Source organism: Microcoleus sp. B13-B6 (assembly GCF_036705405.1).
Taxonomy (GTDB): domain Bacteria; phylum Cyanobacteriota; class Cyanobacteriia; order Cyanobacteriales; family Microcoleaceae; genus Microcoleus.
In genome coordinates, this window is sequence record NZ_JAUBUJ010000047.1 from 38,985 (window position 1) to 60,953 (window position 21,969).

At 44.3% G+C, this 21,969-nt stretch carries 20 protein-coding genes and 1 tRNA gene; 14 read left to right on the forward strand and 7 right to left on the reverse strand.

The features are described from left to right. Positions 1-408 precede the first annotated feature (408 nt). Both QUB35_RS20765 and QUB35_RS20770 read left to right on the forward strand, forming a co-directional pair. Positions 409-1,038, forward strand: coding sequence for a hypothetical protein (locus QUB35_RS20765; protein WP_333143649.1), 630 nt, complete (start codon positions 409-411; stop codon positions 1,036-1,038). Positions 1,039-1,193: 155 nt separating this feature from the next. Then, entirely contained in the window at positions 1,194-1,337 is a 144-nt protein-coding gene (locus QUB35_RS20770; protein ID WP_333143650.1) for a hypothetical protein, read from the forward strand. On the opposite strand, the gene ureC is transcribed toward QUB35_RS20770, so the two are convergent. The 6 genes from ureC to QUB35_RS20800 all read right to left on the reverse strand — a co-directional run bounded on the left by ureC (position 1,334) and on the right by QUB35_RS20800 (position 6,832). Then, positions 1,334-3,106, reverse strand: coding sequence for an urease subunit alpha (ureC, locus tag QUB35_RS20775; RefSeq protein ID WP_333143651.1), 1,773 nt, complete (start codon positions 3,104-3,106; stop codon positions 1,334-1,336). The genes QUB35_RS20770 and ureC overlap by 4 nt on opposite strands. Positions 3,107-3,179: 73 nt before the next feature. Next, positions 3,180-3,851, reverse strand: a complete 672-nt coding sequence (locus tag QUB35_RS20780; RefSeq protein WP_333143652.1) for a DUF4276 family protein — start codon at positions 3,849-3,851, stop codon at positions 3,180-3,182. Then, positions 3,848-5,041 (reverse strand): AAA family ATPase, encoded by a 1,194-nt coding sequence (locus tag QUB35_RS20785; RefSeq protein WP_333143653.1) that lies wholly within the window; start codon positions 5,039-5,041, stop codon positions 3,848-3,850. Before QUB35_RS20785 ends, QUB35_RS20780 begins: the two co-directional genes overlap by 4 nt. A 105-nt stretch (positions 5,042-5,146) precedes the next feature. Further along, positions 5,147-5,458 carry an urease subunit beta gene (locus tag QUB35_RS20790; protein ID WP_333143654.1) on the reverse strand — a complete coding sequence of 104 codons (312 nt, stop codon included), beginning with the start codon at positions 5,456-5,458 and terminating at the stop codon, positions 5,147-5,149. A gap of 33 nt (positions 5,459-5,491) precedes the next feature. Next, positions 5,492-5,794: an urease subunit gamma gene (gene ureA, locus QUB35_RS20795; RefSeq protein WP_006635319.1), complete on the reverse strand. Its 303-nt coding sequence runs from the start codon at positions 5,792-5,794 to the stop codon at positions 5,492-5,494. Positions 5,795-5,956: 162 nt separating this feature from the next. Continuing rightward, positions 5,957-6,832, reverse strand: coding sequence for an urease accessory protein UreD (locus QUB35_RS20800; protein WP_333143655.1), 876 nt, complete (start codon positions 6,830-6,832; stop codon positions 5,957-5,959). A 203-nt stretch (positions 6,833-7,035) separates the two neighbouring features. Here QUB35_RS20800 and fmdA point away from each other — a divergent pair, with 203 nt between their 5' ends. From fmdA to QUB35_RS20820, 4 genes are all read left to right on the forward strand, one after another. Beyond that, positions 7,036-8,211 (forward strand): formamidase, encoded by a 1,176-nt coding sequence (fmdA, locus tag QUB35_RS20805; protein WP_333105348.1) that lies wholly within the window; start codon positions 7,036-7,038, stop codon positions 8,209-8,211. Positions 8,212-8,492: 281 nt separating this feature from the next. Then, complete coding sequence (locus QUB35_RS20810; RefSeq protein ID WP_333143656.1) at positions 8,493-8,756, forward strand: zinc ribbon domain-containing protein; 264 nt, start codon at positions 8,493-8,495, stop codon at positions 8,754-8,756. 320 nt (positions 8,757-9,076) lie between these two features. After that, positions 9,077-11,791: a DNA methyltransferase gene (locus QUB35_RS20815; protein WP_333143657.1), complete on the forward strand. Its 2,715-nt coding sequence runs from the start codon at positions 9,077-9,079 to the stop codon at positions 11,789-11,791. A 250-nt stretch (positions 11,792-12,041) separates the two neighbouring features. Then, complete coding sequence (locus QUB35_RS20820) at positions 12,042-13,817, forward strand: ATP-binding protein (RefSeq protein ID WP_333143658.1); 1,776 nt, start codon at positions 12,042-12,044, stop codon at positions 13,815-13,817. A gap of 338 nt (positions 13,818-14,155) precedes the next feature. Here QUB35_RS20820 and QUB35_RS20825 read toward each other — a convergent pair. Next, a tRNA-Leu gene (locus QUB35_RS20825) sits at positions 14,156-14,240 on the reverse strand. Positions 14,241-14,436: 196 nt separating this feature from the next. Between QUB35_RS20825 and ndhL the strand changes: the two genes are divergently transcribed. From ndhL to QUB35_RS39210, 8 genes are all read left to right on the forward strand, one after another. Next, positions 14,437-14,652, forward strand: a complete 216-nt coding sequence (ndhL, locus tag QUB35_RS20830) for an NAD(P)H-quinone oxidoreductase subunit L (protein ID WP_193972727.1) — start codon at positions 14,437-14,439, stop codon at positions 14,650-14,652. Continuing rightward, the gene (locus QUB35_RS20835; protein WP_333143659.1) at positions 14,653-14,958 is read left to right on the forward strand and encodes a DUF3007 family protein; all 306 of its coding nucleotides are present in this window, start codon (positions 14,653-14,655) and stop codon (positions 14,956-14,958) included. It abuts the gene before it with no gap. 336 nt (positions 14,959-15,294) lie between these two features. After that, positions 15,295-16,092, forward strand: coding sequence for a tryptophan synthase subunit alpha (gene trpA / locus QUB35_RS20840; RefSeq protein ID WP_333143660.1), 798 nt, complete (start codon positions 15,295-15,297; stop codon positions 16,090-16,092). A 535-nt stretch (positions 16,093-16,627) separates the two neighbouring features. Continuing rightward, complete coding sequence (locus tag QUB35_RS20845) at positions 16,628-17,275, forward strand: DUF6658 family protein (RefSeq protein WP_333143661.1); 648 nt, start codon at positions 16,628-16,630, stop codon at positions 17,273-17,275. An 875-nt stretch (positions 17,276-18,150) separates the two neighbouring features. Further along, positions 18,151-18,360: a hypothetical protein gene (locus QUB35_RS20850; protein ID WP_333143662.1), complete on the forward strand. Its 210-nt coding sequence runs from the start codon at positions 18,151-18,153 to the stop codon at positions 18,358-18,360. A 252-nt stretch (positions 18,361-18,612) separates the two neighbouring features. Further along, on the forward strand, positions 18,613-21,030 hold the full coding sequence (locus QUB35_RS20855; protein WP_333143667.1) for an ATP-binding protein: 2,418 nt from the start codon (positions 18,613-18,615) through the stop codon (positions 21,028-21,030). Positions 21,031-21,523: 493 nt separating this feature from the next. Next, entirely contained in the window at positions 21,524-21,661 is a 138-nt protein-coding gene (locus QUB35_RS20860) for a hypothetical protein (protein ID WP_333143663.1), read from the forward strand. Next, positions 21,654-21,776, forward strand: coding sequence for a transposase (locus QUB35_RS39210; protein ID WP_445252049.1), 123 nt, complete (start codon positions 21,654-21,656; stop codon positions 21,774-21,776). Before QUB35_RS20860 ends, QUB35_RS39210 begins: the two co-directional genes overlap by 8 nt. Positions 21,777-21,969 lie beyond the last annotated feature (193 nt).

Consider the following 21,969-nt stretch of genomic DNA (forward strand, 5'->3'; position numbering starts at 1 on the left):
TTAAATTAGAGCGTGTTGAGTGAATAGTCCAGACTATTGTGCACCAGACTATCCAGCTATGAATGCCCATCGCGGCAGAATTGCTGTGGGAGGAATTGATATAAATGGCAGGAGAGATAAATCCTCTAACCGTGCAGGTTCCACACCTGTGAATTAGGTAGTTGCACCGGGAGTAAATATCTTTTCTACAACTCCCTATAACACCTAGGAAACCTAATATCTCACCTTTACTCAAAGAACACGATCGCGAATTACGCACTCCGACAGAGAAACCGGGTTTTTTAGCGAATCTGCGAGTCACAACGCAGTATTTTCCTAAAAAAACCGGTTTCTGAACCCCCGTGCAAAAGCCCTAGCAAAAAATGGTTTGACGCGCAATATACTGTTGTTAGCTTTTAGTTATTAATTATGGCAAATTACAGAACTGTATTGTTGTTCAATAGTCTAACTTTAGTGCTAGTTGGGCTAGTGACGGCGTGTCTGAGTTTGTTCGGTTCATCAGTAAAAGGGTTATTTTTGCCGCCTTGTTCTGCCACGTATCCGGCTGCAGGTTTCTTTTTTTTGGCGTTTCAAATGTTATTTTATTTATCGGTAATGGTGTGCGCTTTTACCTTTGGATTGCTGAGAATTATTCAACCCGATCGCCCAGAAAATCGATTTATTTTATATTCGGCACTGTTTGCAGGTTGCTTTCTGTTCAATGAAGTTTTTCGCACCCACGTTCATCTGGGACGTGCGGGTTTTCCGAAAGCGGCAATTGTCATATTTTACGCTGTCCTGGCAATTGCATACGGATTAGCTTTTCGGAAACAAATTCGCTCGACTCCCTATCCTTTACTGCTGAGTGGCGTTGGTTTGTTATTTGTTGCCTTTTTTGCAGAAGCGCTGCCTTTAAAAAACGAGATTGTTTCGATCTTGCTGGAGGGAATACCGAAGCTGTTGAGCGGGATTAATATTGCACTTTATTTTTGGTTTTTGTGTCAGGGTTTGATAGTGCGATCGCTCAATTTTTCTAACAGGAAATCCAATCCCGAATGAAGTAAGATGAAAATTGGTCGTTGCGTGGGGGCGGGTTTTTGAGATTGTCGATTTTTGGCAAATATTGTTGGTAAAACCCGCCCCTACATGATTGTATAATCGGTTAAAACTGAGATATTGCACCCTTTTCAATTAATTGTTTAGGAACAGGCAAGATGCCTGTTCCACAAGAAAATTTATATGTTGTGGAACAGGCATCTTGCCTGTTGCTGAAAATGGTGCCTGTTCCACAAGAAAATTTATATGTTGTGGAACAGGCATCTTGCCTGTTGCTGACAATGGTGCAAAATATCAGTTAAAACAAAAAGTATCGCTGCGCCATTGGCAAAACTGTTGCCGGTTCGCAAGTTAACAATTCCCCATCCGCCCTGACTTCATAAGTTTCTGGATCGACTTCCATTTGTGGCAAATAATCGTTGAGTTTCATGTCTCTTTTGGTAATTTGTCTGGTGCCGGAAACTGCTACCGTGGGCTTTTGCAAACCGAGCTGTGCGGCAATATCTCGATCGCGCGCAGCTTGGGAAACAAACGTCAGACAAGTCGCCCCAATCGCACCGCCAAAACTGCCAAACATCGGCCTCATATGCACCGGTTGCGGCGTCGGAATGCTGGCGTTAGCATCTCCCATCTGCCCGTAGGCGATCGCCCCTCCTTTAATTACCAGTTCCGGTTTCACCCCAAAAAAAGCCGGCCGCCACAAACACAAATCCGCCAATTTCCCCTCTTCCACCGAACCGACATACTGACTAATTCCGTGAGTTATTGCCGGATTAATTGTATATTTCGCAATGTACCGCTTCACCCGAAAATTGTCATTCATCCCCTCTGTTCCCCCCCCTTGGTAAGGGGGGGTTATCCCTCTTGTTTCCCCCCCTTGGTAAGGGGGGGTTAGGGGGGGTAAATTCCCCCTTTGAACCTTCATTTTATGTGCCGTTTGCCAAGTCCGAATAATCACCTCTCCAACTCTTCCCATCGCCTGAGAATCAGAAGAAATCATACTAAACGCACCTAAATCGTGCAAAATATCCTCAGCAGCAATAGTTTCCCTTCTAATTCTCGATTCAGCAAAAGCCACATCTTCAGGAATGCCTCGATCCAAATGGTGGCAAACCATCAACATATCTAAATGTTCTTCTAAAGTATTGACAGTGTAAGGGCGAGTCGGGTTAGTTGACGAGGGCAAAACATTAGCTTGTCCGCACACTTTAATAATATCCGGTGCGTGTCCGCCGCCAGCACCTTCGGTGTGGTAAGTATGAATAGCGCGATTTTTAAATGCGGCAATTGTAGCTTCCACAAATCCCGCCTCATTGAGAGTATCGGTGTGAATTGCAACTTGCACATCGTACTCGTCAGCGACACTCAAACAAGTGTCGATCGTTGCTGGTGTAGTTCCCCAATCTTCGTGGAGTTTCAAACCCATTGCACCGGCAAAGATTTGTTCGACTAATCCTTGAGGTTGACTGCTATTTCCTTTACCTAAAAACCCTAGATTTACGGGGAAAGCGTCAGCAGCTTGCAGCATTCGGTACATATGCCAAGGCCCCGGAGTGCAAGTTGTGGCGTTTGTACCCGTTGCGGGGCCAGTGCCGCCGCCGATCATTGTCGTGATTCCAGAGGCGATCGCCACTTCAATTTGCTGCGGACAAATAAAGTGAATGTGAGTGTCAATTCCCCCGGCAGTCAGAATCATTCCTTCACCGGCAATCACTTCAGTACCAGGCCCGATAATAATATCTACCCTATCTTGAATGTAAGGATTTCCGGCTTTACCAATTTTGTAAATTTTCCCGTCTTTAATCCCAACATCTGCTTTAACAATTCCCCACCAATCCAATATTAAAGCATTAGTAATTACCGTGTCAACCGCACCATCAGCATTAGAAATAGGCGACTGTCCCATGCCGTCGCGAATGACTTTGCCACCGCCAAATTTAACTTCATCCCCGTAGGTTGTGAAGTCTTTTTCAACTTCTATGAATAATTCTGTATCGGCTAACCGGACGCGATCGCCCACAGTCGGCCCGAAAGTTTCCGCGTAGGCGCGGCGATCCATTCTGTAACTCATATTAATTAGCTCCTCATCAAATTTTCGAGAATTTTTCTCATTGCCCCAATGCTTGAGTATACATTAATTTATGCTAAAAATTTTCCGTTTGTATACCTTCTATAAACTCAACAAATGGTTTGAAACATTGAGGACATTTCTCGGCAATTTCTTGATACCAAGTCTTCCCTAGTATCAATTTTGCATCCACTTTTTTATTGTATCCTTTGCCAGCATCTCGGAAAAGTTGCTCTACAATTTTCGAGGGGGGGCGATCGTGATTTTGGTCTTCTACTGGTATTGTCCAGGTGACAGCTAGAGAAGTAACTCCTAGTTTACCTCGTAATGCAGATTCAGCCGCCAAAATCAAAGCTTCCATTTCGTATTTAAAACAAAAAACTTTGAAGCGTTCTTTGAGACGTTCATCCTGAATACCTTTCTTTTGTAATGCTTGATAAAAATTCTCCCTAATTCCAGCTTTTAGCTGTTGAAAAGTCTCATGGGGAAACCCTTTATTCTTAGGATATAAGTCTGGCAACAGAATTACAATTGAATTCGGAGTCCTGCAAAGAATATTAACAGCTTTTATTGGAGCATTCAGCAGCAACTCTTTTTTAGCGTCACCTCCTCTATCATTGTTCTCTCCTTTGATTGGAAAAAACTCTATACTGACACCTTCTTCAGATTTTTGGTCAATCAAATTTACTAACAATGCTTCCATTGCATTTTTATCTGATGGCCCTTCTACATAGATAATTACCCTCATGGTAGAAGCTCCAATTCATCACTGCGGTGGAGTTTTTCAATTTCCTCTGTCCCAAAGTCATCAAGCATATCTGTTAAAACTTTGGAATTACCAGGTTTAATAAACTTTGATTCTCCATTCTCCTTTCGCACCACAGCAATTTGGGAAATATCAAATTGGGTTAAAAAATAAGAAGAATGAGTAGCCAAAAGAACCTGAGTGCGTTCAGCAGCTTTTTCAAACAATCCTGCTAAAAGAGGGAGTGTCCGAGGATGAACACCTTGATCCGGCTCATCAATACAAATTAGAGAGGGTGGTTTCGGGTGCAAACAAAGACAAATCCAACAAATTAATCTTAGAATACCATCGGATAAATCCGCAAGACTTAAATCCTGGTTAATCCCCTTTTCCTGCCAAAATGCGATAACTTCTCCAGGCCCGCCGCGAGCTTTTACAGTCAATTTTTTGAATCCTGGAATAACTGATTGTAAATGTTGTTGCAGGTCATCAAAAACGGCGCTATGTTCAGTCATTAAATAGTGTAATACTGAACTCAAATTGCCTGCATCTTCATCCAACACTGGTTCTTGTTCAATGAGAACAGATTTGCGAATTTTGTGATTAGCAATGTTAAATGAACTGTAAAATTTCCAACCCCCGATATACTCTCGTAGTTTATAGAGAGTTGCTAAATCTGGATTTGTTATTGTCCTGAGTGCGAGTTGATTGCGTTTTGGAAATACGCGATTTGTCTCTGCATATCCTGGTTCGCGATACAAACCTTCAGTACCTTTAATATCCATGAATAAATGTTGAGATGACTCCACTCGCTCGAAAGAAATTTGCGGATTGCTTCTCGGCCCCATGAGTTCTCCTTGATAGGAGATATTAGACTCACCTGTATCAATTTTAAGCTCCCATTCAAACTTTTCTGAGCCGGGAATATGGAAAATCTGTTGACCGATAGAACCCTTAATAATTTCGTTAGGAATCTCGCTTTCCATACTGTCGGTCAAAAATTTTAGAAACTCAAACAGGCTTGATTTCCCAGAACCATTAGCTCCGACAATAATTTCTACTGGTTCCAATAAAGCAGTAAAATCTCGGAATGGTCTATAACCCTGAATTTTGATTGAGGTTATTCGGGAGTGCGGTGTCATTTCGCTACCTGTCGTTTTAGTAATATTGTTGATAATACAGGACTTACGCACGGCTGCCAAAAACCAGGTTTCTCTGTCAATATCTCTCGCATAGATGCACAATTTTTCTCAGAAACTGGGTTTTTCGCGTAAGTCCTATAATAGTCTAATTGTCTCTCATCCATCTAACTCACCATTCACTTTTCCATTAAAGCCGTAGACTTGACGAGTACCAACAAACGGCACTAATTGCACTTCCCTTTCATCTCCAGGTTCAAACCTGACTGCTGTACCTGCGGGGATATCCAATCGCATTCCTTTTGCTTGTTCTCGATTAAATTCTAAGGCTTCGTTGGCCTCATAGAAGTGATAGTGGGAACCGATTTGAATGGGTCTATCTCCCGTATTTCCTACAAGCAACCGCAGCGTAGGGCGATCGGCATTTAGTTCTATTTCACCTGCTGAAACAATCATTTCTCCGGGAATCATCTTTTCCTCCTATGAGTCTGTGTGGTTAATTTTTTAACGGATCGGATCGTGGACTGTTACCAACTTAGTTCCGTCGGGGAAAGTCGCCTCAACCTGGACTTCATGCACCATTTCTGCTATCCCTTCCATCACATCTTCCCGCGTCAGGAGAGTTGTTCCATAACTCATTAAATCGGCGACGGTGAGGCCGTCTCTGGCTCCTTCTAAAATGGCGGCTGAAATGTAGGCTAGTGCTTCTGGATAGTTTAATTTTAAACCTCTTTGTTTGCGGCGCTCTGCTACCAGGGCGGCGGTGAAAATCAGCAGTTTGTCTTTTTCTTGGGGGGTGAGTTGCATTTTTATTCGGGTAAGTGCGATCGCATTATTTGGTTATGATATGGTTTACGGTTGTTTCTGAATGATTAAACCGCAAAGGGCGCAGAGGGCGCAGAGTCAGAGAAGAGAGAGATGAATAATCTAGTTAGGAGGGCAACTATAGATTGAAACTCAAAGATCATCCTATTTTATCCAAACTCTGGGCAAACAGCAAGGGCGTTGTGAAAAAGATAAGCGCAGCAAGTGCCAAATGCTGACAAACCAGTCTCTAGCTGCGGTTGTGGATGTACCGCGATATCGGCACAGCAAACCGTTAGGAATACGAGTCACGCCGACGGTGGAATTACCAGGATAAATTGTTGCCTCAGATGGCAAATTTCGCACTTTTTCCACGAGTTCGGCTGTAACGGGTTCGCCTACCCAAGCGAGGGTGGCGACTACGGGTTTTCCTGCGAGACCGTGAGGACTTTCGAGCATTTTTTCTCCTCCTTTGAGCAATTGTCTGTCAATCCATAAAGGGCTGTTTTGTTGCCAGATTTCGGTGTGCGAGATCCATTCTCCAGACAAGAACTTTTCGCCCCTAGCACTGCGTCCAAATCTGGTAATTTCCCACAGTAAAATTCTCGCTGTTGGTGCTAATTCTACCCGCAAATTTTGCCTATATATTGCGCCGTCAAAAACTATAGTTTCTTGTGGCAGCCATTCTAAATTAGCACCGGGTTCTAGTTTGATGTCAATATTTTGTTGTGATTCTAGTCCGCTGCTGCGATAGATTTTACCAGCGGCGGCGCTGGTAATCAAGGCTTTCGCGTTGGGTTGGAGGTGAAAATGGCTGGAAAGTCGATCGCCCCCGACAACTCCCCCAGCCGTGTGCAAGATGACGCTGTGACAAATCTCTTTACCTTCAGGATAAAACGGGCGCTGTACCTTTAGGGGCGCTTGCATTTGATTGTGAATGATTTGAGTTGCACCGCTGCGGTTAGCATAGGCTAAATCCAGGCTGCCGTGCCATCCATTTTCAACTTGCTCTATATGTTGTTTGGTCAAATTTTCAGTCACTAATTTTAAAATTTAAAAACATTCACTATCAAAAACATACCACGACTGCGGCGCTTCCCTGCAATTAGTTAAATAATGATAATCGTTATCTGAAATATTTTTGGTTTCTGCACTTATTAGTATAAGAATTTACATTTATCAACCATCAGATCGGCGAAGATGCGCGTACCATGTAAAAATCAGTAACTAGAGGAGTGCAGAATATGCCTCAAGTTCTCTTCAAAGTTGACTTGACCAAACCGATGTCAGAACAGGAATTAGTCGGTCACAATCGCTGGCATCCAGATATTCCAGCAGTAGTTTCCGTCAATCCCGGCGATGTATTTCGCATCGAGTGCAAAGACTGGACAGACGGACAAATTAAAAATGACGACAATCCCGACGACATTCGCGATGTAGACTTAACAGTAGTTCACGTTTTGAGCGGGCCAATTTACGTTAACGGCGCGCAGCCGGGGGATATTCTAGTAGTCGATATCCTGGATATCGGGGCTTTGCAAGGGGACGAATGGGGTTTTACGGGAATTTTTGCTAAAGAAAACGGCGGCGGTTTCTTGACCGAACATTTTCCGACTGCTGCTAAAGCAATTTGGGATTTTCAGGGAATTTATACCGCTTCCCGACACATACCAAAAGTCAGGTTTGCGGGGATTACTCATCCGGGTTTAATCGGTTGCGCTCCTTCTCAGGAATTGTTGAATAAATGGAACAAACGGGAAGCGGAATTAGTAGCAACAAATCCCGATCGAGTGCCGCCTTTAGCAGCACTGCCGAACCCCAAGAATGCAGTTTTGGGGTCGCTGCAAGGGGCAGAATTCGAGCGAGTTGCGGCAGAAGCGGCGCGCACTGTTCCTCCCCGCGAACACGGCGGCAATTGCGACATTAAAAACCTGTCGCGGGGTTCGAGAATTTATTTCCCGGTTTATGTCGAAGGCGCGAAACTTTCGATGGGAGATATTCACTTTTCTCAAGGAGACGGGGAGATTTCATTCTGCGGGGCAATTGAAATGTCGGGGTACATCGACCTCCACGTTGATATTATCAAAGGTGGCATGGATAAATACGCGATGGTCAACCCGATTTTCAAACCCGGGCCGGTGGAACCCCGCTATTCTGAGTACCTGGTTTTTGAAGGGATTTCTGTTGATGAATTTACGGGTCAGCAGTATTATATGGATGCCCACGTTGCTTATCGCCGAGCTTGTTTGAATGCGATCGAATATTTGAAAAAGTTTGGTTTTACCGGAGAACAAGCGTATTTGCTCTTAAGTTGTGCTCCGGTTGAGGGTCGCATCAGCGGCATTGTGGATATTCCCAATGCTTGCTGCACTATTGCTTTACCGACAGAAATTTTCGAGATGGATATTCTGCCATCTTAATTAGTAGGGCGGGCCGGGCCAGTCAAGGGGGTGTGAACTTAAGACTAAAGCCCTCTGTATCTCTCGCTTTTATCCGAGTCTAGATCCCCCTAAATCCCCCTTAAAAAGGGGGACTTTGAGCGCTCTTGTCCCCCCCTTTTTAAGGGGGGCTAGGGGGGATCTAGAGGAATGTGACTCAGACAGCAGACTGATACTAACTTTGACCTTAAGTTGAACTTAAATTAACACAAATGCGCGGCCCGCCCTAGTCATTGCATCCAAATCTACAATCAAAAATTGATATGCCTCTTTACGATTTTAAGTGTGAAACTTGCGGCATTTTTGATAAGTGGCGCCCTCTTGCAGAAGCAGATACACCGGTGCTTTGCCCGAATTGCGAAACTGTTGCTAAACGCATCTTTTCGCCACCGATGATTCTAACTGGAAAGCTGCGGTTGAAAGGTCAAGAAAATCGGGAACCGCAGGTAGTTAAGCGTTCTGAGGAACCTAAACCGCAGCGGAATCGTGAACACCGAGGGGGACGACCTTGGATGATCGGTCACTGATGCAGTTTGATATTCCGACAGTCCGATAGTCCGGCAGGGAATGAATTCCCTGCCTCAAAGCGAAAGTCCTCTTAAGAGGACTGTAAAGTTAGTATTTGCTTGCTGTGCGTAAGTCCTGTATTTCAGTCGGTTTCAACCGACTTTTGCTATTAGACAGGGACTTCAGTCCCTGGCGGGCGTGGCGGGCCTGGCGGGCCAAGGAAGTATGAATCAATTCTACTCTCTTGAAAAAAGGCTAGGGAGTATCGAAATTTTAAGCGATCGCTGCGTAACTTCTAACCAGATTATACTAATTAATATGCGTTTTAAATTATCCTCCCATGCCAGCAACCCCTGAAAGCCTCCAGAAATTCGTCACCTACTGCCAGCAACACATTACAGGCGATGAAAAAGGACAAGCACAAGTATTTTTAGACCGCTTCTTTCAGGCTTTCGGCCACGAGGGGGCAATAGAAGCAGGCGCAACCTATGAGGAACGCATAGAAAAAAGCAGCAAAAAAGGTCAAATGGGATTTGCTGATTTGGTGTGGAAAAAGCACGTTTTGATTGAAATGAAAAAGCGCGGCGAAGACTTGACTAAAAGAGAACACCGCACCCAAACAGAACGCTATTATATTCGCCTCAAAAAAGACGATCGCCCGCGCTACGTGATGATGTGCAATTTTGACGAGTTTCACATTTACGATTTCGACCTTCAGCCGGATCAGCCTGTAGACATTATATCCCTAAAGCAATTGCCCGCGCGATCGCCCGCTTTTGCCTTCATGGAATCTACTAGCCGCCGCCCCATATTCAAAAACAACCAAGTCGAGATTACCGAAAAAGCTGCTAGCAGAATGGGGATGCTGCTGGAAATGCTAATCGAGCGCGGCCAAGAGCGCAAATTTGCTAAATTTAATCAGTTTCAAGCACAGCGATTTGTGTTGCAGTGCGTCTTAGCAATGTTTGCCGAAGATAGGGGACTTTTGCCGCCGGCACTCTTTACTCGCTGCGTCAAAGATTGCCTAGAAGGAGCAAGTTCTTACGATGTCTTGGGCGGCTTATTTCAAGCAATGAATCAGCAGGGAGTCACGCCGGAAGGACGTTATGAAGGAGTCGAGTATTTCAACGGCGGATTATTTTCGGAAATACACCCCATTGAACTGCAACAGGGAGAGTTGAAAATATTAGAAGTTTGTGCCGAACAAAACTGGAGTCAGGTACGCCCTTCTATTTTTGGCAATATCTTTGAATCGGCTTTGAAAACCGATAAAAAACAGCGCCGTGCCTACGGGATTCACTTTACTACAGAGGGAGACATTCGCCGCATTGTTTTGCCCACAATTAGTTATTACTGGGAAGATCGAATTAACGCTGCAAATACCGTAGCCAAACTGCAAAATCTGCACCAAGAATTAGGTCGCTATCGCGTCCTAGATCCGGCTTGCGGTTCGGGTAATTTTCTGTATGTAGCTTATCAGGAACTCAAGCAAGTTGAAAAGTTACTTTTAGATAAGCTAAACGAGTTAGACGGTACAAGAGGTTATATGAATTTAGTCACGCCGCTGCAATTTTACGGCATGGATATTAACTCGTTTGCGGTGGAGTTGGCGCGGGTGACGTTGATGATTGGCCGCAAGGTGGCGATCGATAATTTGGGATTGAAAGAACCTTCTCTGCCTTTAGATACTTTGGATAAAAATATTGTCTGTAAGGATGCCTTATTTACTGATTGGGTGAAGGCTGACGCGATTATCGGGAATCCTCCGTTTTTAGGCGGAAAGCACATGAGGATTGCCCTGGGAGATGAATATATTGACCGCGTGTTTAAACGCTTTCCTGATGTGAAAGATTCGGTGGATTTTTGTGCTTATTGGTTTCGCATAGCTCACAATAATTTAGAACTCAATGGCAGGGCTGGTTTAGTGGCTACTAATTCAATCAGTCAAGGAAAAAGCCGCGCTGCTGCTTTAGATTATGTCGCGCAAAATGGCGGTCACATTTATGCAGCAGTTTCTACTCAGCCTTGGTCTGGGGAAGCTAAGGTTCATGTCAGCTTGATTAACTGGAGCAAGGAAAAGCCGAAACTTTATTATTTAGATAACCTCGCGGTTTCTAGTATCAACTCTTCGCTGCAAGCTACGATTGATGTTTCTCAAGCTGCCCGGTTGTCAGCGAATTTAAATAAATGCTTTCAAGGTGTAATTCCGGTGGGAATGGGATTTATCGTTACTCAACAACAGGTTAATGATTGGATTAAAGCTGATGCGAAAAATCAAGAGGTTCTTAAACTTTTTTCAATGGGGGCTAATCTAGCAAAGAATCCTAACGGTATGCCGGAACGGTGGATTATTGACTTCAATGATATGAACATTGAAGAAGCGAGTGAATATGTGCTGCCTTTTGAGTATGTGAAAGCTCATGTCAAGCTAGAACGTGATAAAAACCGCAGAGAAGTAACTAAAGTTAATTGGTGGAAATATGGCGAAAAACGACCAGCAATGAGAAAGGCGATCGCCCCCTTATCTCACTACTTCACTGTACCGAGAGTCTCAAAGTGGGCTGTCTTCATTCCCGCCCCCGTTAGTTGGCTGCCAGGGGACAAATCAATAGTTGTTGCCTCAGAAGACTTTTATCTTCTCGGCATTCTCTCATCTAAAATTCACCGAATTTGGATGCACGCTCAAAAATCAACTCTCAAAGGAGATATCGCATACACCCACAATACCTGCTTTGAAACTTTCCCATTTCCCCAGACACCGACTCGTCAATTAGTAGAGCAAATTCGGGCAACGGCGGTCGAATTGCATCAATACCGCACTCAACAAATGTCAGCAAAGCAGTGGGGAATTACTCAACTTTACAATAAATTTTTTGAAGAGCCAACAAGTCAACTTTATAAACTTCATGCTAAGCTCGATCGCGAATGTAATGCAGCTTACGGATTTACTGACAGCGACGATATTTTACCAAAAGTGCTGGAATTAAACCTAGAACTGGCAGAAAAAGAAAAACGGCAAGAATCGGTAGTTGGGCCTGGTGTCCCAACAGACTAAAAATACTAATCGCTGTCACCCTAAGTTTTGTAAATTTGCGTATAATCACATAAATTGTTGATAGAGATCACAAACACTCTAGCCTAAAAAGAGAGATACTAGGGGAAGCGTTGAGTATTGAGGGGTGAGTTTTGAGCTAAAGATTTCAAAATTCCAACTTCAACACTCACAACTGCTTTCGACCTTCAGCATAAGTGCATTCTGCTTTTCTTCGCTCAATTACTCCTGATTTGTTTGGGAGGAACTTCCAATGTTATTATTTAACCACAGTCAGTCCAAGAATAGCAAGGTAGAGCAAGAGCACTATGCTCAAAAACATTTGTTACAAAAATCAACTATTAATATAACTGGGCTAAAGGCAGAATGCAACCGTTTGCGGATCGGTCAAAAAATTAGCTATGGCTATGCTTTAGCTATCGGCATAGCGATTTTGGGAACTGGTGGGGGACTGAGATTGGGAGACTACTTTCACAAGCAAGCTTTAGTTCAGGTAAATGTTGCTGGGCAGCAGCAGCAAATGCTGCAAAATTTGCAAAATACCGTATTTGAAGCCCGATCGCACGCGGCGAGATTGCCGGCCGTTTTGGGAAACACGGTGTTGCTGCAATACGAACACGATCGCTTTTTCGGGCAAATCACTCAGGCGAAAATCCTGATTTCAGAAATTGAATCTTTCGCACGAGAACATCCCAAGAGACTAGCAACAGAAGAGGCAGCATTGCAGGCTATATTGAAGAAATCTGCCCTCGTCATTGATGACTACGGTCAGCTAATTAAATTGCAGTTAAAAGAAGCGGAAGTTTGGAACTTGCCTCCCAACAGCATCGAGTCCGCACAGCTACAAATGTTGAGGACTAGCAGCGGCCAAGAGGCGATCGTACTAGATAACCTTGCTCAACGTTTAACTGACCTAATTTCAACAGTAGAACTTCACAAACAGGAAGGAACCCAAGCATTAGAAGAATCTGAAAATTTGCGAAACCGAATTATTCTCGGAAGTATGCTAATTTCAGCACTCATCGCTGTCGCACTGGCGGACAAAACCAGCCGCGCGATCGCCCAACCCCTCGAAACCGTCACTAATGTGGCTCAGCAAGTCACTCGCGAATCGAATTTTAACCTGCAAGTACCAGTCACAACCGACGATGAAATCGGAGTCTTAGCGGTCTCTTTCAATCAATTAATTCAGCGAGTTAGCGAGTATACAAAAGAACTAAAAGAAACTCAATCCCAATTAATTCAAACCGAAAAAATGTCATCTCTCGGTCAAATGGTTGCAGGGATAGCCCACGAAATCAACAATCCTGTCAATTTCATCGGGGGCAACATTGACTATGCCAACCAATACATCAAAGATTTGGTAGATTTGGTAACTCTCTATCAAGAATATTATCCCAACCCACCAGATGCCATTCTAGAGCGCATCGAAGACATTGAACTCGAATTTCTCCGAGAAGATTTGCCAAAAACCCTCTCTTCGATGAAAATGGGAGCCGATCGCATTCGCGAAATTGTCGTCTCCATGCGGAATTTTTCGCGATGCGACGACGGAAAAATGAAAGCAGCCGACATTCACGAAGGAATTGATAGCACCCTCGTAATTCTCAATCATCGGCTCAAACAAGGTATTCAAGTTATTAAACAATACGGCAAATTGCCTGCGGTTGAGTGCTATCCAGCCCAACTAAATCAAGTATTTATGAACGTGATAGGCAATGCAATAGATGCGCTGGAAGAGGTGAAAAAGGAAGAAAAAGGCTATTCGCCAACGATTTGGGTTAGCACGGAAGTTACGGCAGACAATACTGTCACCGTCAAGATTCGGGATAACGGGCCCGGAATTGCCTCCGCCAGTGCCCAACAGATTTTTGACCCATTTTTTACTACAAAGTCGATCGGCAAAGGCACTGGACTAGGATTGGCTATTTCCTATCAAATCCTTGCCAAGCATCAAGGCAAAATTGAGGTAAATTCTCAAATAGGACAGGGCACGGAATTTGTGATTACTTTGCCAGTTGCTGCGTAAGCTGTCACGCATTTAAATTGCATATTCAGGGCGGGCGAGACGCCCACCCCACAAGACGCTTGATTATTTTTTGACATTCAATTTAAATGCACAACAGCTTAATATTACGCGGGGCGGGATGAACATAAAAAATCGGTTCCCACCGTCGCCCAATTTCCCAAACCAGCCGCTTTGCTCAACCAGTTGAATACCCGACGTAAAAATTCCGGGGCGAACTGGGCAGATATAGAGGCGCTTTTGGACATAGTAAAAAACCATTAGCGCGAAAATCGAGCGGAAAACAGAACTATTGGTGACAATAAATCTGAAACCATTGAATCACAAATGATTGAAATGGATGGGGGCGGAGGGACTTGAACCCACACGACCGTTTCGGGTCAACGGATTTTAAGTCCGTAGCGTCTACCATTCCGCCACGCCCCCCTTTGGTCAAGCTGCTGTGGTTTTGAGCCACTAACAGCAACAGCCTTTTATTCTACAGGCAAAACCCCAATTTACGCAACCCCTAATCAAAAAATTCCCAAAAGTCGCGCTGGCTCTCCCCAAGCGGTACAATAGTTAACCAGCTAACGGAGCGTGTCAACCGACTACCCGTGTTATTATTCCTCTAGAGCAAAAAATGTATATTACCTTACTGCTTTACGCCGTCTTGGCAGGAGCCTACCTCCTGGTAGTACCCGCCGCCACCTACGCTTACCTGAACAGCCGCTGGTACGTCGCTACCTCTTTTGAGCGCGGCTTCATGTACTTCTTGATGTTCTTCTTCTTCCCAGGTATGTTTCTGCTAGCTCCGTTTTTGAATTTTCGGCCCAAACGGCGGCAGATAGAAGCATAAATGCGACGTATTGACGTAATTGGAATCAGTGTCGGCTTTTTTGTAGCAGGTGGGTTTGTCTACTTGCTACTGCAATTTGCCGGACTCGACAGCATGAATGCAGGGATTTGGAGTCAGTTATTTTTGGTCGCCGGCTTGATTGGCTGGCTGGTGACTTATTTATTTCGAGCACTGACTCAAAATATGACCTACAGCCAGCAATTGCAAGACTACAAAGAAGCTGTCTTGCAGAAGCAGCTAGATGCACTCACTCCTGAAGAATTAGCCAAACTTCAAGCCGAAATTGAGCTGGAAAAAGATAATTAGTCAGTGGTTAGTTGTCCGTTGTCAGTGGTTAGTGGTTAGTTGTCAGTTGTCAGTGGTTAGTGGTTAGTTGTTAGTTGTCAGTGGTTATATCATGTCCGGTCGAGCGATCGCGCTTTTTGTAGGGGCTCCCCTCGCCAACAATACCTGCTAATAATTGACAATCTCAAAAACCCGCCCCGACCGGGATATTATGGTTAATCGATCGGACATGATATTAGTTGTTATTAGCTAATACCAACTGCCAACAACCAACTGCCAACTGACACCAGACAACAACCAACTGCCAACAACCAACTGCCAACTGCCAACTGACACCAGACAACTGACAACTGCCTAATGACTATTTCTAATTGTTTTGAAACGTTACGCAAGAACCACCAATGTGCATTGATTCCTTTTATTACTGCTGGCGACCCAGACTTGGAGACAACGGCTAAAGCACTGCAAATTTTGGATGATAACGGTGCAGACGCGATCGAGCTTGGCGTTCCCTATTCTGACCCGCTAGCTGACGGGCCGGTGATTCAAGCTGCTGCTACAAGGGCTCTACAGCGGGGAACGCGGTTAGATTCGGTGCTGGAAATGGTAGCGAAAGTTAGTCCGAATTTGCGATCGCCCATCATTCTCTTCACATACTACAACCCGATTTTGTACCGAGGTATAGAAACCTTCTTGCAGCAAATCAAAAGTGCTGGAGTTCAGGGATTGGTTGTACCAGACTTGCCCTTAGAAGAAGCCGACAGTCTCATCCAACCTGCCAACAAATTAGGGATTGAACTAACATTATTAGTTGCTCCGACAAGTCCCAAAAGTCGTATAGAAGCGATCGCTCGTCAGTCTCAAGGATTTATTTACTTAGTCAGCGTGACGGGGGTTACGGGAGTACGCGAAGGCTTAGAAACGAGAGCAAAAGAGTTGCTGCAAGAACTTCGCGCCGTCACCGACAAACCCATCGGCGTCGGGTTTGGTATATCGAAACCCGAACACGCTCGCCAAGTGAAAGAATGGGGTGCAGATGCTGCGATTGTTGGTAGTGCTTTTGTCAAACGCTTGGCCGAAGGAACTCCAGAACAGGGTTTAGAGGCGATCGGTGAATTCTGCAAAAGTCTAAAAACAGCGATTCAAAATCCTTAGCAACTGTACAGATACTTTCAGCCATTAGACAGATGTGTGCGATCGGGATAGGCCACGACAATTGCGATTAAAGACCTTGTTGTACTTGAGATCATACATCCACTGCCTTCTGGTTCCTGACCGGAAGGTTTTTTTTTAACTTAAAAAAACGCAAAACATCTCAACCTAGTGCGCGCACACAGAACCCAACAGCCATGTAGGGAAACGGCGTTGCCTTGTCCCGTGGGGGGTGCTGCGACTTTTAATAATGGGTAAAATATTGAGGATTGTCCATTCCTTCTTCCTGATTGCTGATTTCTATCCGCTCGCCAAGCCGAAGAGCCTTCTTCCTTGTTATTTCTTCGTTCTTCCTTCTTCCTTTTTCCTTCTTCCTTCTTCCTTCTACTATAACTTCAGGAATCTAACTTGAGATAGATGAAAAGCTCCTGTTTCTATTCGTATACTAAAAAAGTGTTTAAGTGCCTAATTTGGTAAGGCTAGACATCTACAAAGCCACAAGGCATTTGAGAATCTCACAATAGAAAGGAGCATTTTTATGAAGAGACTAACTGCATTTCTGAAAAAAATTCGAGCTGTACAAATTTTAACCGTGTTTCTGGCTGGCATTTTAGTATTAGTGAGTACGGCCTGCAGCGGCGCTGGTGTGGCGGCAGGAAAAACGGATGTGATGGCAGGAAAAGCTGATGCGAGGGTAGGAAAAACAGCCGACCAAATTAGAGAAGAAGTACCGACCGGGGCTGTAACGTCCGAATTCAAAGGCGGCATGAACGACTACCCCGATGTCGATCCCAGAAACAAAAAGCTTACAACAACAGAAGCAAAAGCTCAGCTTCTCAAAGAGGAAGCGCAGCACCGCATTGACACGAAATCTAGCAACAATGTAGGCGAAAATGTACGGCGGGTAGCGGATGACGCGCCTGAGAAACTAGGCCAAATTGGGGACAAGGTGAAGGAAGATGCTCGCACCGCCCAGCGCAAAGCTGATAACTTGGGCGACAAAACCAAACAAGGCTTTTCTAATCTTAAAGAAAACACTCGCGAAGGCTTGCAGGGAGCAAAAGATATTGTTAAAGAAGCCACCCAGGGAGCAAAAGAAAGAGTATCAGAGGGTACTGAGTCTCTGAGATATGGTACCAGCGGCGGCCAAGAAAATATCAATGATGCAGCACGAGATGCAAGATAGAACGCTGAAGAGGCATCGGACAAGGTTCCCTAGAAAGTGAGTCGAGATATTGACTGACCTCAACGAGCGACAAAAAGAGCGACAGACGACTAATCTCAAATAACGCTGTTTCCTTCTCGGGAAGCTACATTCCGACAGGGGTTAAAACCCCTGTCGGAATCTAGGTAAAGTCAATCGATTTTAGATTTTAGATTTTAGATTAAAGAATTGAAGCATTGACCCCACGGATGAATCCGAGGGCTTGTATCCTGGATGCTTTCGGTCAATCGATTTTAGATTTTAGATTTTAGATTTTAGATTAAAGAATTGAAGCATTGACCCCACGGATGAATACGGGGGCTTGTATCCTGGATGCTTTCGGTCATGTGAAGACTACTGCCTATTAATATTTGATTGGGTTTTAACCCCTGGCAGGGCTATTAGCCCGGAAGTAGAGTGCAGGGGGGTTTCACCACAATGCAACGGCCCTGTCCTTTTCTAGGGGGGAGTGGAGTGTCACTCCTTTCACGACGGATTTTTTATTATTTCTATACATTGTATTTTCATTTTTTAAGGTAAAAAATTTTCCATATAGTAGCGGAAAGTTGGTCGATCGCGCTATATTAAATTCACTTAATTAGCAATTGTATTTTTCAAGACATGATAAGGCAGCGTTTCTACCGTATTACGCCTTCATTGAATCGCATTTGAGATTAACAGCAGAAACTTATACGTAAGTAAAAAGCTTTAATCCCGATCGCCAAAGTATAAAATGTTTTTTATTAACACATAATAAGTAGAATTTCTGATCGACCGCTGGAAAATTATGGTATTTATGCCCTAAGATAGATACACTACGTTTTGTTACCTTAATGTCTGGGTGGAGGCCAGCGGATATGGACGCCATAGTAGATGCAGTAGATTTGACTGCGGTAAGGCAGGGATATCGCCCGATCGCGCAATTGTACACAGATTCTCGATCGGCTATCGATCCGTTCGTGCACGAGAAAGACCGACAACCCGCCGCTAAAATTCTCAAACCTACGTCGTGGTGGCGGAGGATTTCCGGGACGCGGTGCTGCCACAATCGAATAAAGTTGCATTAGCGACCGTTAATTGCATCGGGAGAAATAGTCCTCAACCGAACAGACATTCTCGACGAACTTGAACGCAGACCGGTTATTTACAAATACATTAAACATTCCAATCTTTCAATTAATCTAGACTGTTATCTGCCAGATGGAGGTGTATAAATTTTAGCAAAAAGAGGCCACGGATTCGGGATATATTCGAGCCGTAATCCACCGCCAATCGACAGGGGAAATGGAGGCAAACCTTATCTTGGGAATTCTGTTTTGATGCTAGTAACTATGATGCACGACTTTCATGATGCTCTGGCCGATTTGGCACTCTATGCAGATGCCACACCGGCGGAGCGCCAACAAATCCTTAAGCGCGTTCAGGCTAGTCAGAAAAAACTCAAAGAATTCGCGCACCATACGCCGATCAATTACCAACACAAGTTCGATCTGGTTGAGGCAGAATTGCTCGGCGTTTTGGGACAGACAGCAGAAGCAATGGAACTGTACGATCGAGCTATTACCGGAGCTAAAGCTAACGAATATGTCAATGAAGAAGCTCTTGCCTGCGAACTCGCTGCTAAGTTTTACCTGTCGTTGGGAAGAGAAAAAATTGCCAGACTCTACATGATAGATGCCTATGATTGCTATGTCCGCTGGGGAGATAGAGCAAAAATTGACGACTTAGAAAAACGTTATCCTCAATTATTAAAACCGATTTTAGAACCCGCCAAACTCCCTGCAAATCCATTAGCAAATTTTCCCACACATGCTGGGCAAAATCAATCGCTTCATCCATCCATTCATCCATCCATTCCTCCGTCTGTTTCGGCGAGCGTCTCAGATTTCGGGAATTTTTCAACACTGCTAAAAGCTTGTCAAGGGCTCTCTAGTGAAAGAGAACTCGATCGACTGATTGCCAAACTGATGCAACTGGCGATGAAAAATACAGCAGCTAACAAAGGGGCGCTGATTTTGCCAAATGGCAATCAATGGGAAATCGCGGCTACCAGCGCGATCGACAATTCGGGACTCGAATGGGCGATCAACTTATCATCGGCAAAACTCGATGAAAACAGCGATATCTTGCCCCTCACAATTGTTGACTGCGTTAAAAATTTATTGAAACCTGTGATTGTTCGGGATCTCGCTCAACAACGTGATTGGGATTCCGACTCCTACATCCTCAAATACCAACCGCAGAGCCTGTTGTGTTGGCCGATTCTCGATCGAGGCAACTTAGTCGGCATTTTGTATCTGGAAAACCGCTTAACCGCCAAAGTTTTTACCCGCGATCGCCTGCAACTTCTCAATCTCCTGTGTTCCCAGGCAGCCATCTGTTTGCAAAATGCTCTACTCTATAAAAAATATCAGGATTACAACCTACAATTAGAGCGATCGCTAGTAAAAATTAGTCGAACCGAAGCTCAGCTTGCAGATCAGAAAACAATGCTCCAAGCGATTCTTGATGTCGCTCCGATTTGGATTTGGATGGTGAATCTCAGTGGTAAAGTACAGTTTTTGAACAAGACATTTTCTCAAGATGTGGGCGTGTCTCTGAGCGATTTCCTAGCTGTCGATCATTATAAAGATATACTGGGGGAGAATGCAGCGGGCTGTCTGGCTTCCGATGCCGCCTGCCTTGCTCAAGATTTGCCGCATTACTCCAGCGAAATTCTCAGACTTGTTGACGGCAAACTACACGATTTAGAAATCACGAAAGTCCAGTTAAAAAATTCCCTGGGCGAGACAATCGGGATTATTGGTTTGGCTGTTGATGCCACCGATCGCAAGCGAGCAGCCGAACTTTTGCAAGAGCAAAATCAACAGCTAGAAAGAACTTTAAAAAATTTACAACAAGCACAACTGCAAATCGTGCAAAGTGAGAAAATGTCTGCCTTGGGTAATTTAGTCGCCGGAGTTGCCCACGAAATTAACAATCCGATTGGGTTTATTTCTGGCAATTTAAGCGAAGGTAAAAGAAGTTTGGAAGATGTTATCGAACACTTAGAATTGTATCGCTCCGGTGCATCCCAATCGGAAATAGCCGACCACGCCGAAGAGATAGACCTCGATTATCTTTTGGAAGATTTACCGAAGATGATTGATTCAATGCAACTTGGATGCGATCGCATTTGCAGCATCAGCAACAGTTTGCGTACCTTCTCGCGAGGCGACAAAGACTACAAAGTTCCTTTTAATATTCACGAAGGCATTGATAGCGCTATTTTAATTTTGAAACACCGTCTCAAAGCAAACGAACACCGCCCGCAGATCGAAGTGATAACTAAATACGGCAATCTCCCTAAAATCGAATGTTTTCCCGGTCAATTGAATCAAGTTTTCATGAACCTGCTTGCCAATGCGATCGATGCCTTAGAAGAGTCAAATATAGGACGCAGTTTTAGCGAAATTACCGCCAATCCCAACCGCATCACGATTTGCACGGAGCTAGTCGGCGAAGGGTACATTAAAATTAAAATTGCTGATAACGGCATCGGAATCAAAGAGGAAATTAAACAGCAGATATTCGACCATTTGTTCACGACGAAAGGTGTCGGAAAGGGAACGGGATTGGGGTTGACAATTGTCCACCAGATTGCGGTAGAGAAACATGGCGGAAGCATTGAGGTGAAGGGAGAGCTTGGAGTTGGCACTGAGTTTGCGATCGTTTTGCCTGTGAAGGGAGAAATTTGAATTCAAATTCAATGTTTTTTGGGCGATCGCGTAATAAGATATACTGAATTTTATTGGGGTCTTTTTTTGAAAGCCTTGGCATAACTATTTTAAAGTAGCATCATTTTTTTATCCAGCAGTTGTTCAATCACATCAATTTTTCCAACCAACTTTAAGGAAAATCCGCCATCGGTAGAAAGGGAAGCTAGATTTTTTAGTTCTCCCTAAGCTGTTGTGCACCTAATTTGACACTCAATTTTTCTACAATTATTGTGGAACGGGCATCCTGCCCGTCTCTGGATTCAATTTAAATGCGTAGCAGCTTAGCCAATGGGCGAGTTTTTGAACCAAGCTTTGAGCTACCTTAAAATGTTATGAGTTGCTCGCCCTCATAATAGTAGAGGATTGGTGTGTACGAGGCCAAAACGCTAATGAATTTTACTGAGTGTACCTTATGCGGTTGATAACTGCTATATTGGCTCAGGTGATGTATCTGACGGAGGAAGTAAAAACGATGAAACTGCAAACCATTGGCTCGACGTTACTCTTCTCACTTCTAGCCGCGCTGAGTGGCGGCGATTTTCCCTTCCTCCCTAGTGCTCAAGCCAAAATCCCTTCTCCTATTGATCCCTTGATTCAATCGGCTGGCTAAGCGTCTACTCAATTTATCACCCTATTCTCCAGACTTTAATCCGATAGAATTATGGTGGTCACAACTGAAAGCTTTTTTACGTCATTTCTCTCCAACCACTACCACTCCAGCTTGATGTTTTACTTGCTACTGGACGCTTATTTACTCAATACTAAATAATTCACAAAGGGGTTGACAAGCTGTTGCTACTGTACTTCATGAAGCGGGAATTGGTTGTATTTTAGACACCCTATAAGGAATGAGAATTAAATAACTTCCACAAGTTTGTGGGATGGGCGTCCCGCCCGTCCTTTTTGGACGGGCGGGAC

What these genes read in the sequence shown, in the direction of transcription:
- QUB35_RS20765 (WP_333143649.1), top strand. Translation starts at nt 409, where the DNA reads ATGGCAAATTACAGAACTGTATTGTTGTTCAATAGTCTAACTTTAGTG.
- QUB35_RS20770 (WP_333143650.1), top strand. Translation starts at nt 1,194, where the DNA reads ATGCCTGTTCCACAAGAAAATTTATATGTTGTGGAACAGGCATCTTGC.
- ureC (WP_333143651.1), bottom strand. Translation starts at nt 3,106, where the DNA reads ATGAGTTACAGAATGGATCGCCGCGCCTACGCGGAAACTTTCGGGCCG.
- QUB35_RS20780 (WP_333143652.1), bottom strand. Translation starts at nt 3,851, where the DNA reads ATGAGGGTAATTATCTATGTAGAAGGGCCATCAGATAAAAATGCAATG.
- QUB35_RS20790 (WP_333143654.1), bottom strand. Translation starts at nt 5,458, where the DNA reads ATGATTCCCGGAGAAATGATTGTTTCAGCAGGTGAAATAGAACTAAAT.
- ureA (WP_006635319.1), bottom strand. Translation starts at nt 5,794, where the DNA reads ATGCAACTCACCCCCCAAGAAAAAGACAAACTGCTGATTTTCACCGCC.
- fmdA (WP_333105348.1), top strand. Translation starts at nt 7,036, where the DNA reads ATGCCTCAAGTTCTCTTCAAAGTTGACTTGACCAAACCGATGTCAGAA.
- QUB35_RS20810 (WP_333143656.1), top strand. Translation starts at nt 8,493, where the DNA reads ATGCCTCTTTACGATTTTAAGTGTGAAACTTGCGGCATTTTTGATAAG.
- QUB35_RS20815 (WP_333143657.1), top strand. Translation starts at nt 9,077, where the DNA reads ATGCCAGCAACCCCTGAAAGCCTCCAGAAATTCGTCACCTACTGCCAG.
- QUB35_RS20820 (WP_333143658.1), top strand. Translation starts at nt 12,042, where the DNA reads ATGTTATTATTTAACCACAGTCAGTCCAAGAATAGCAAGGTAGAGCAA.
- ndhL (WP_193972727.1), top strand. Translation starts at nt 14,437, where the DNA reads ATGTATATTACCTTACTGCTTTACGCCGTCTTGGCAGGAGCCTACCTC.
- QUB35_RS20835 (WP_333143659.1), top strand. Translation starts at nt 14,653, where the DNA reads ATGCGACGTATTGACGTAATTGGAATCAGTGTCGGCTTTTTTGTAGCA.
- trpA (WP_333143660.1), top strand. Translation starts at nt 15,295, where the DNA reads ATGACTATTTCTAATTGTTTTGAAACGTTACGCAAGAACCACCAATGT.
- QUB35_RS20845 (WP_333143661.1), top strand. Translation starts at nt 16,628, where the DNA reads ATGAAGAGACTAACTGCATTTCTGAAAAAAATTCGAGCTGTACAAATT.
- QUB35_RS20850 (WP_333143662.1), top strand. Translation starts at nt 18,151, where the DNA reads ATGGACGCCATAGTAGATGCAGTAGATTTGACTGCGGTAAGGCAGGGA.
- QUB35_RS20855 (WP_333143667.1), top strand. Translation starts at nt 18,613, where the DNA reads ATGCTAGTAACTATGATGCACGACTTTCATGATGCTCTGGCCGATTTG.
- QUB35_RS20860 (WP_333143663.1), top strand. Translation starts at nt 21,524, where the DNA reads ATGAAACTGCAAACCATTGGCTCGACGTTACTCTTCTCACTTCTAGCC.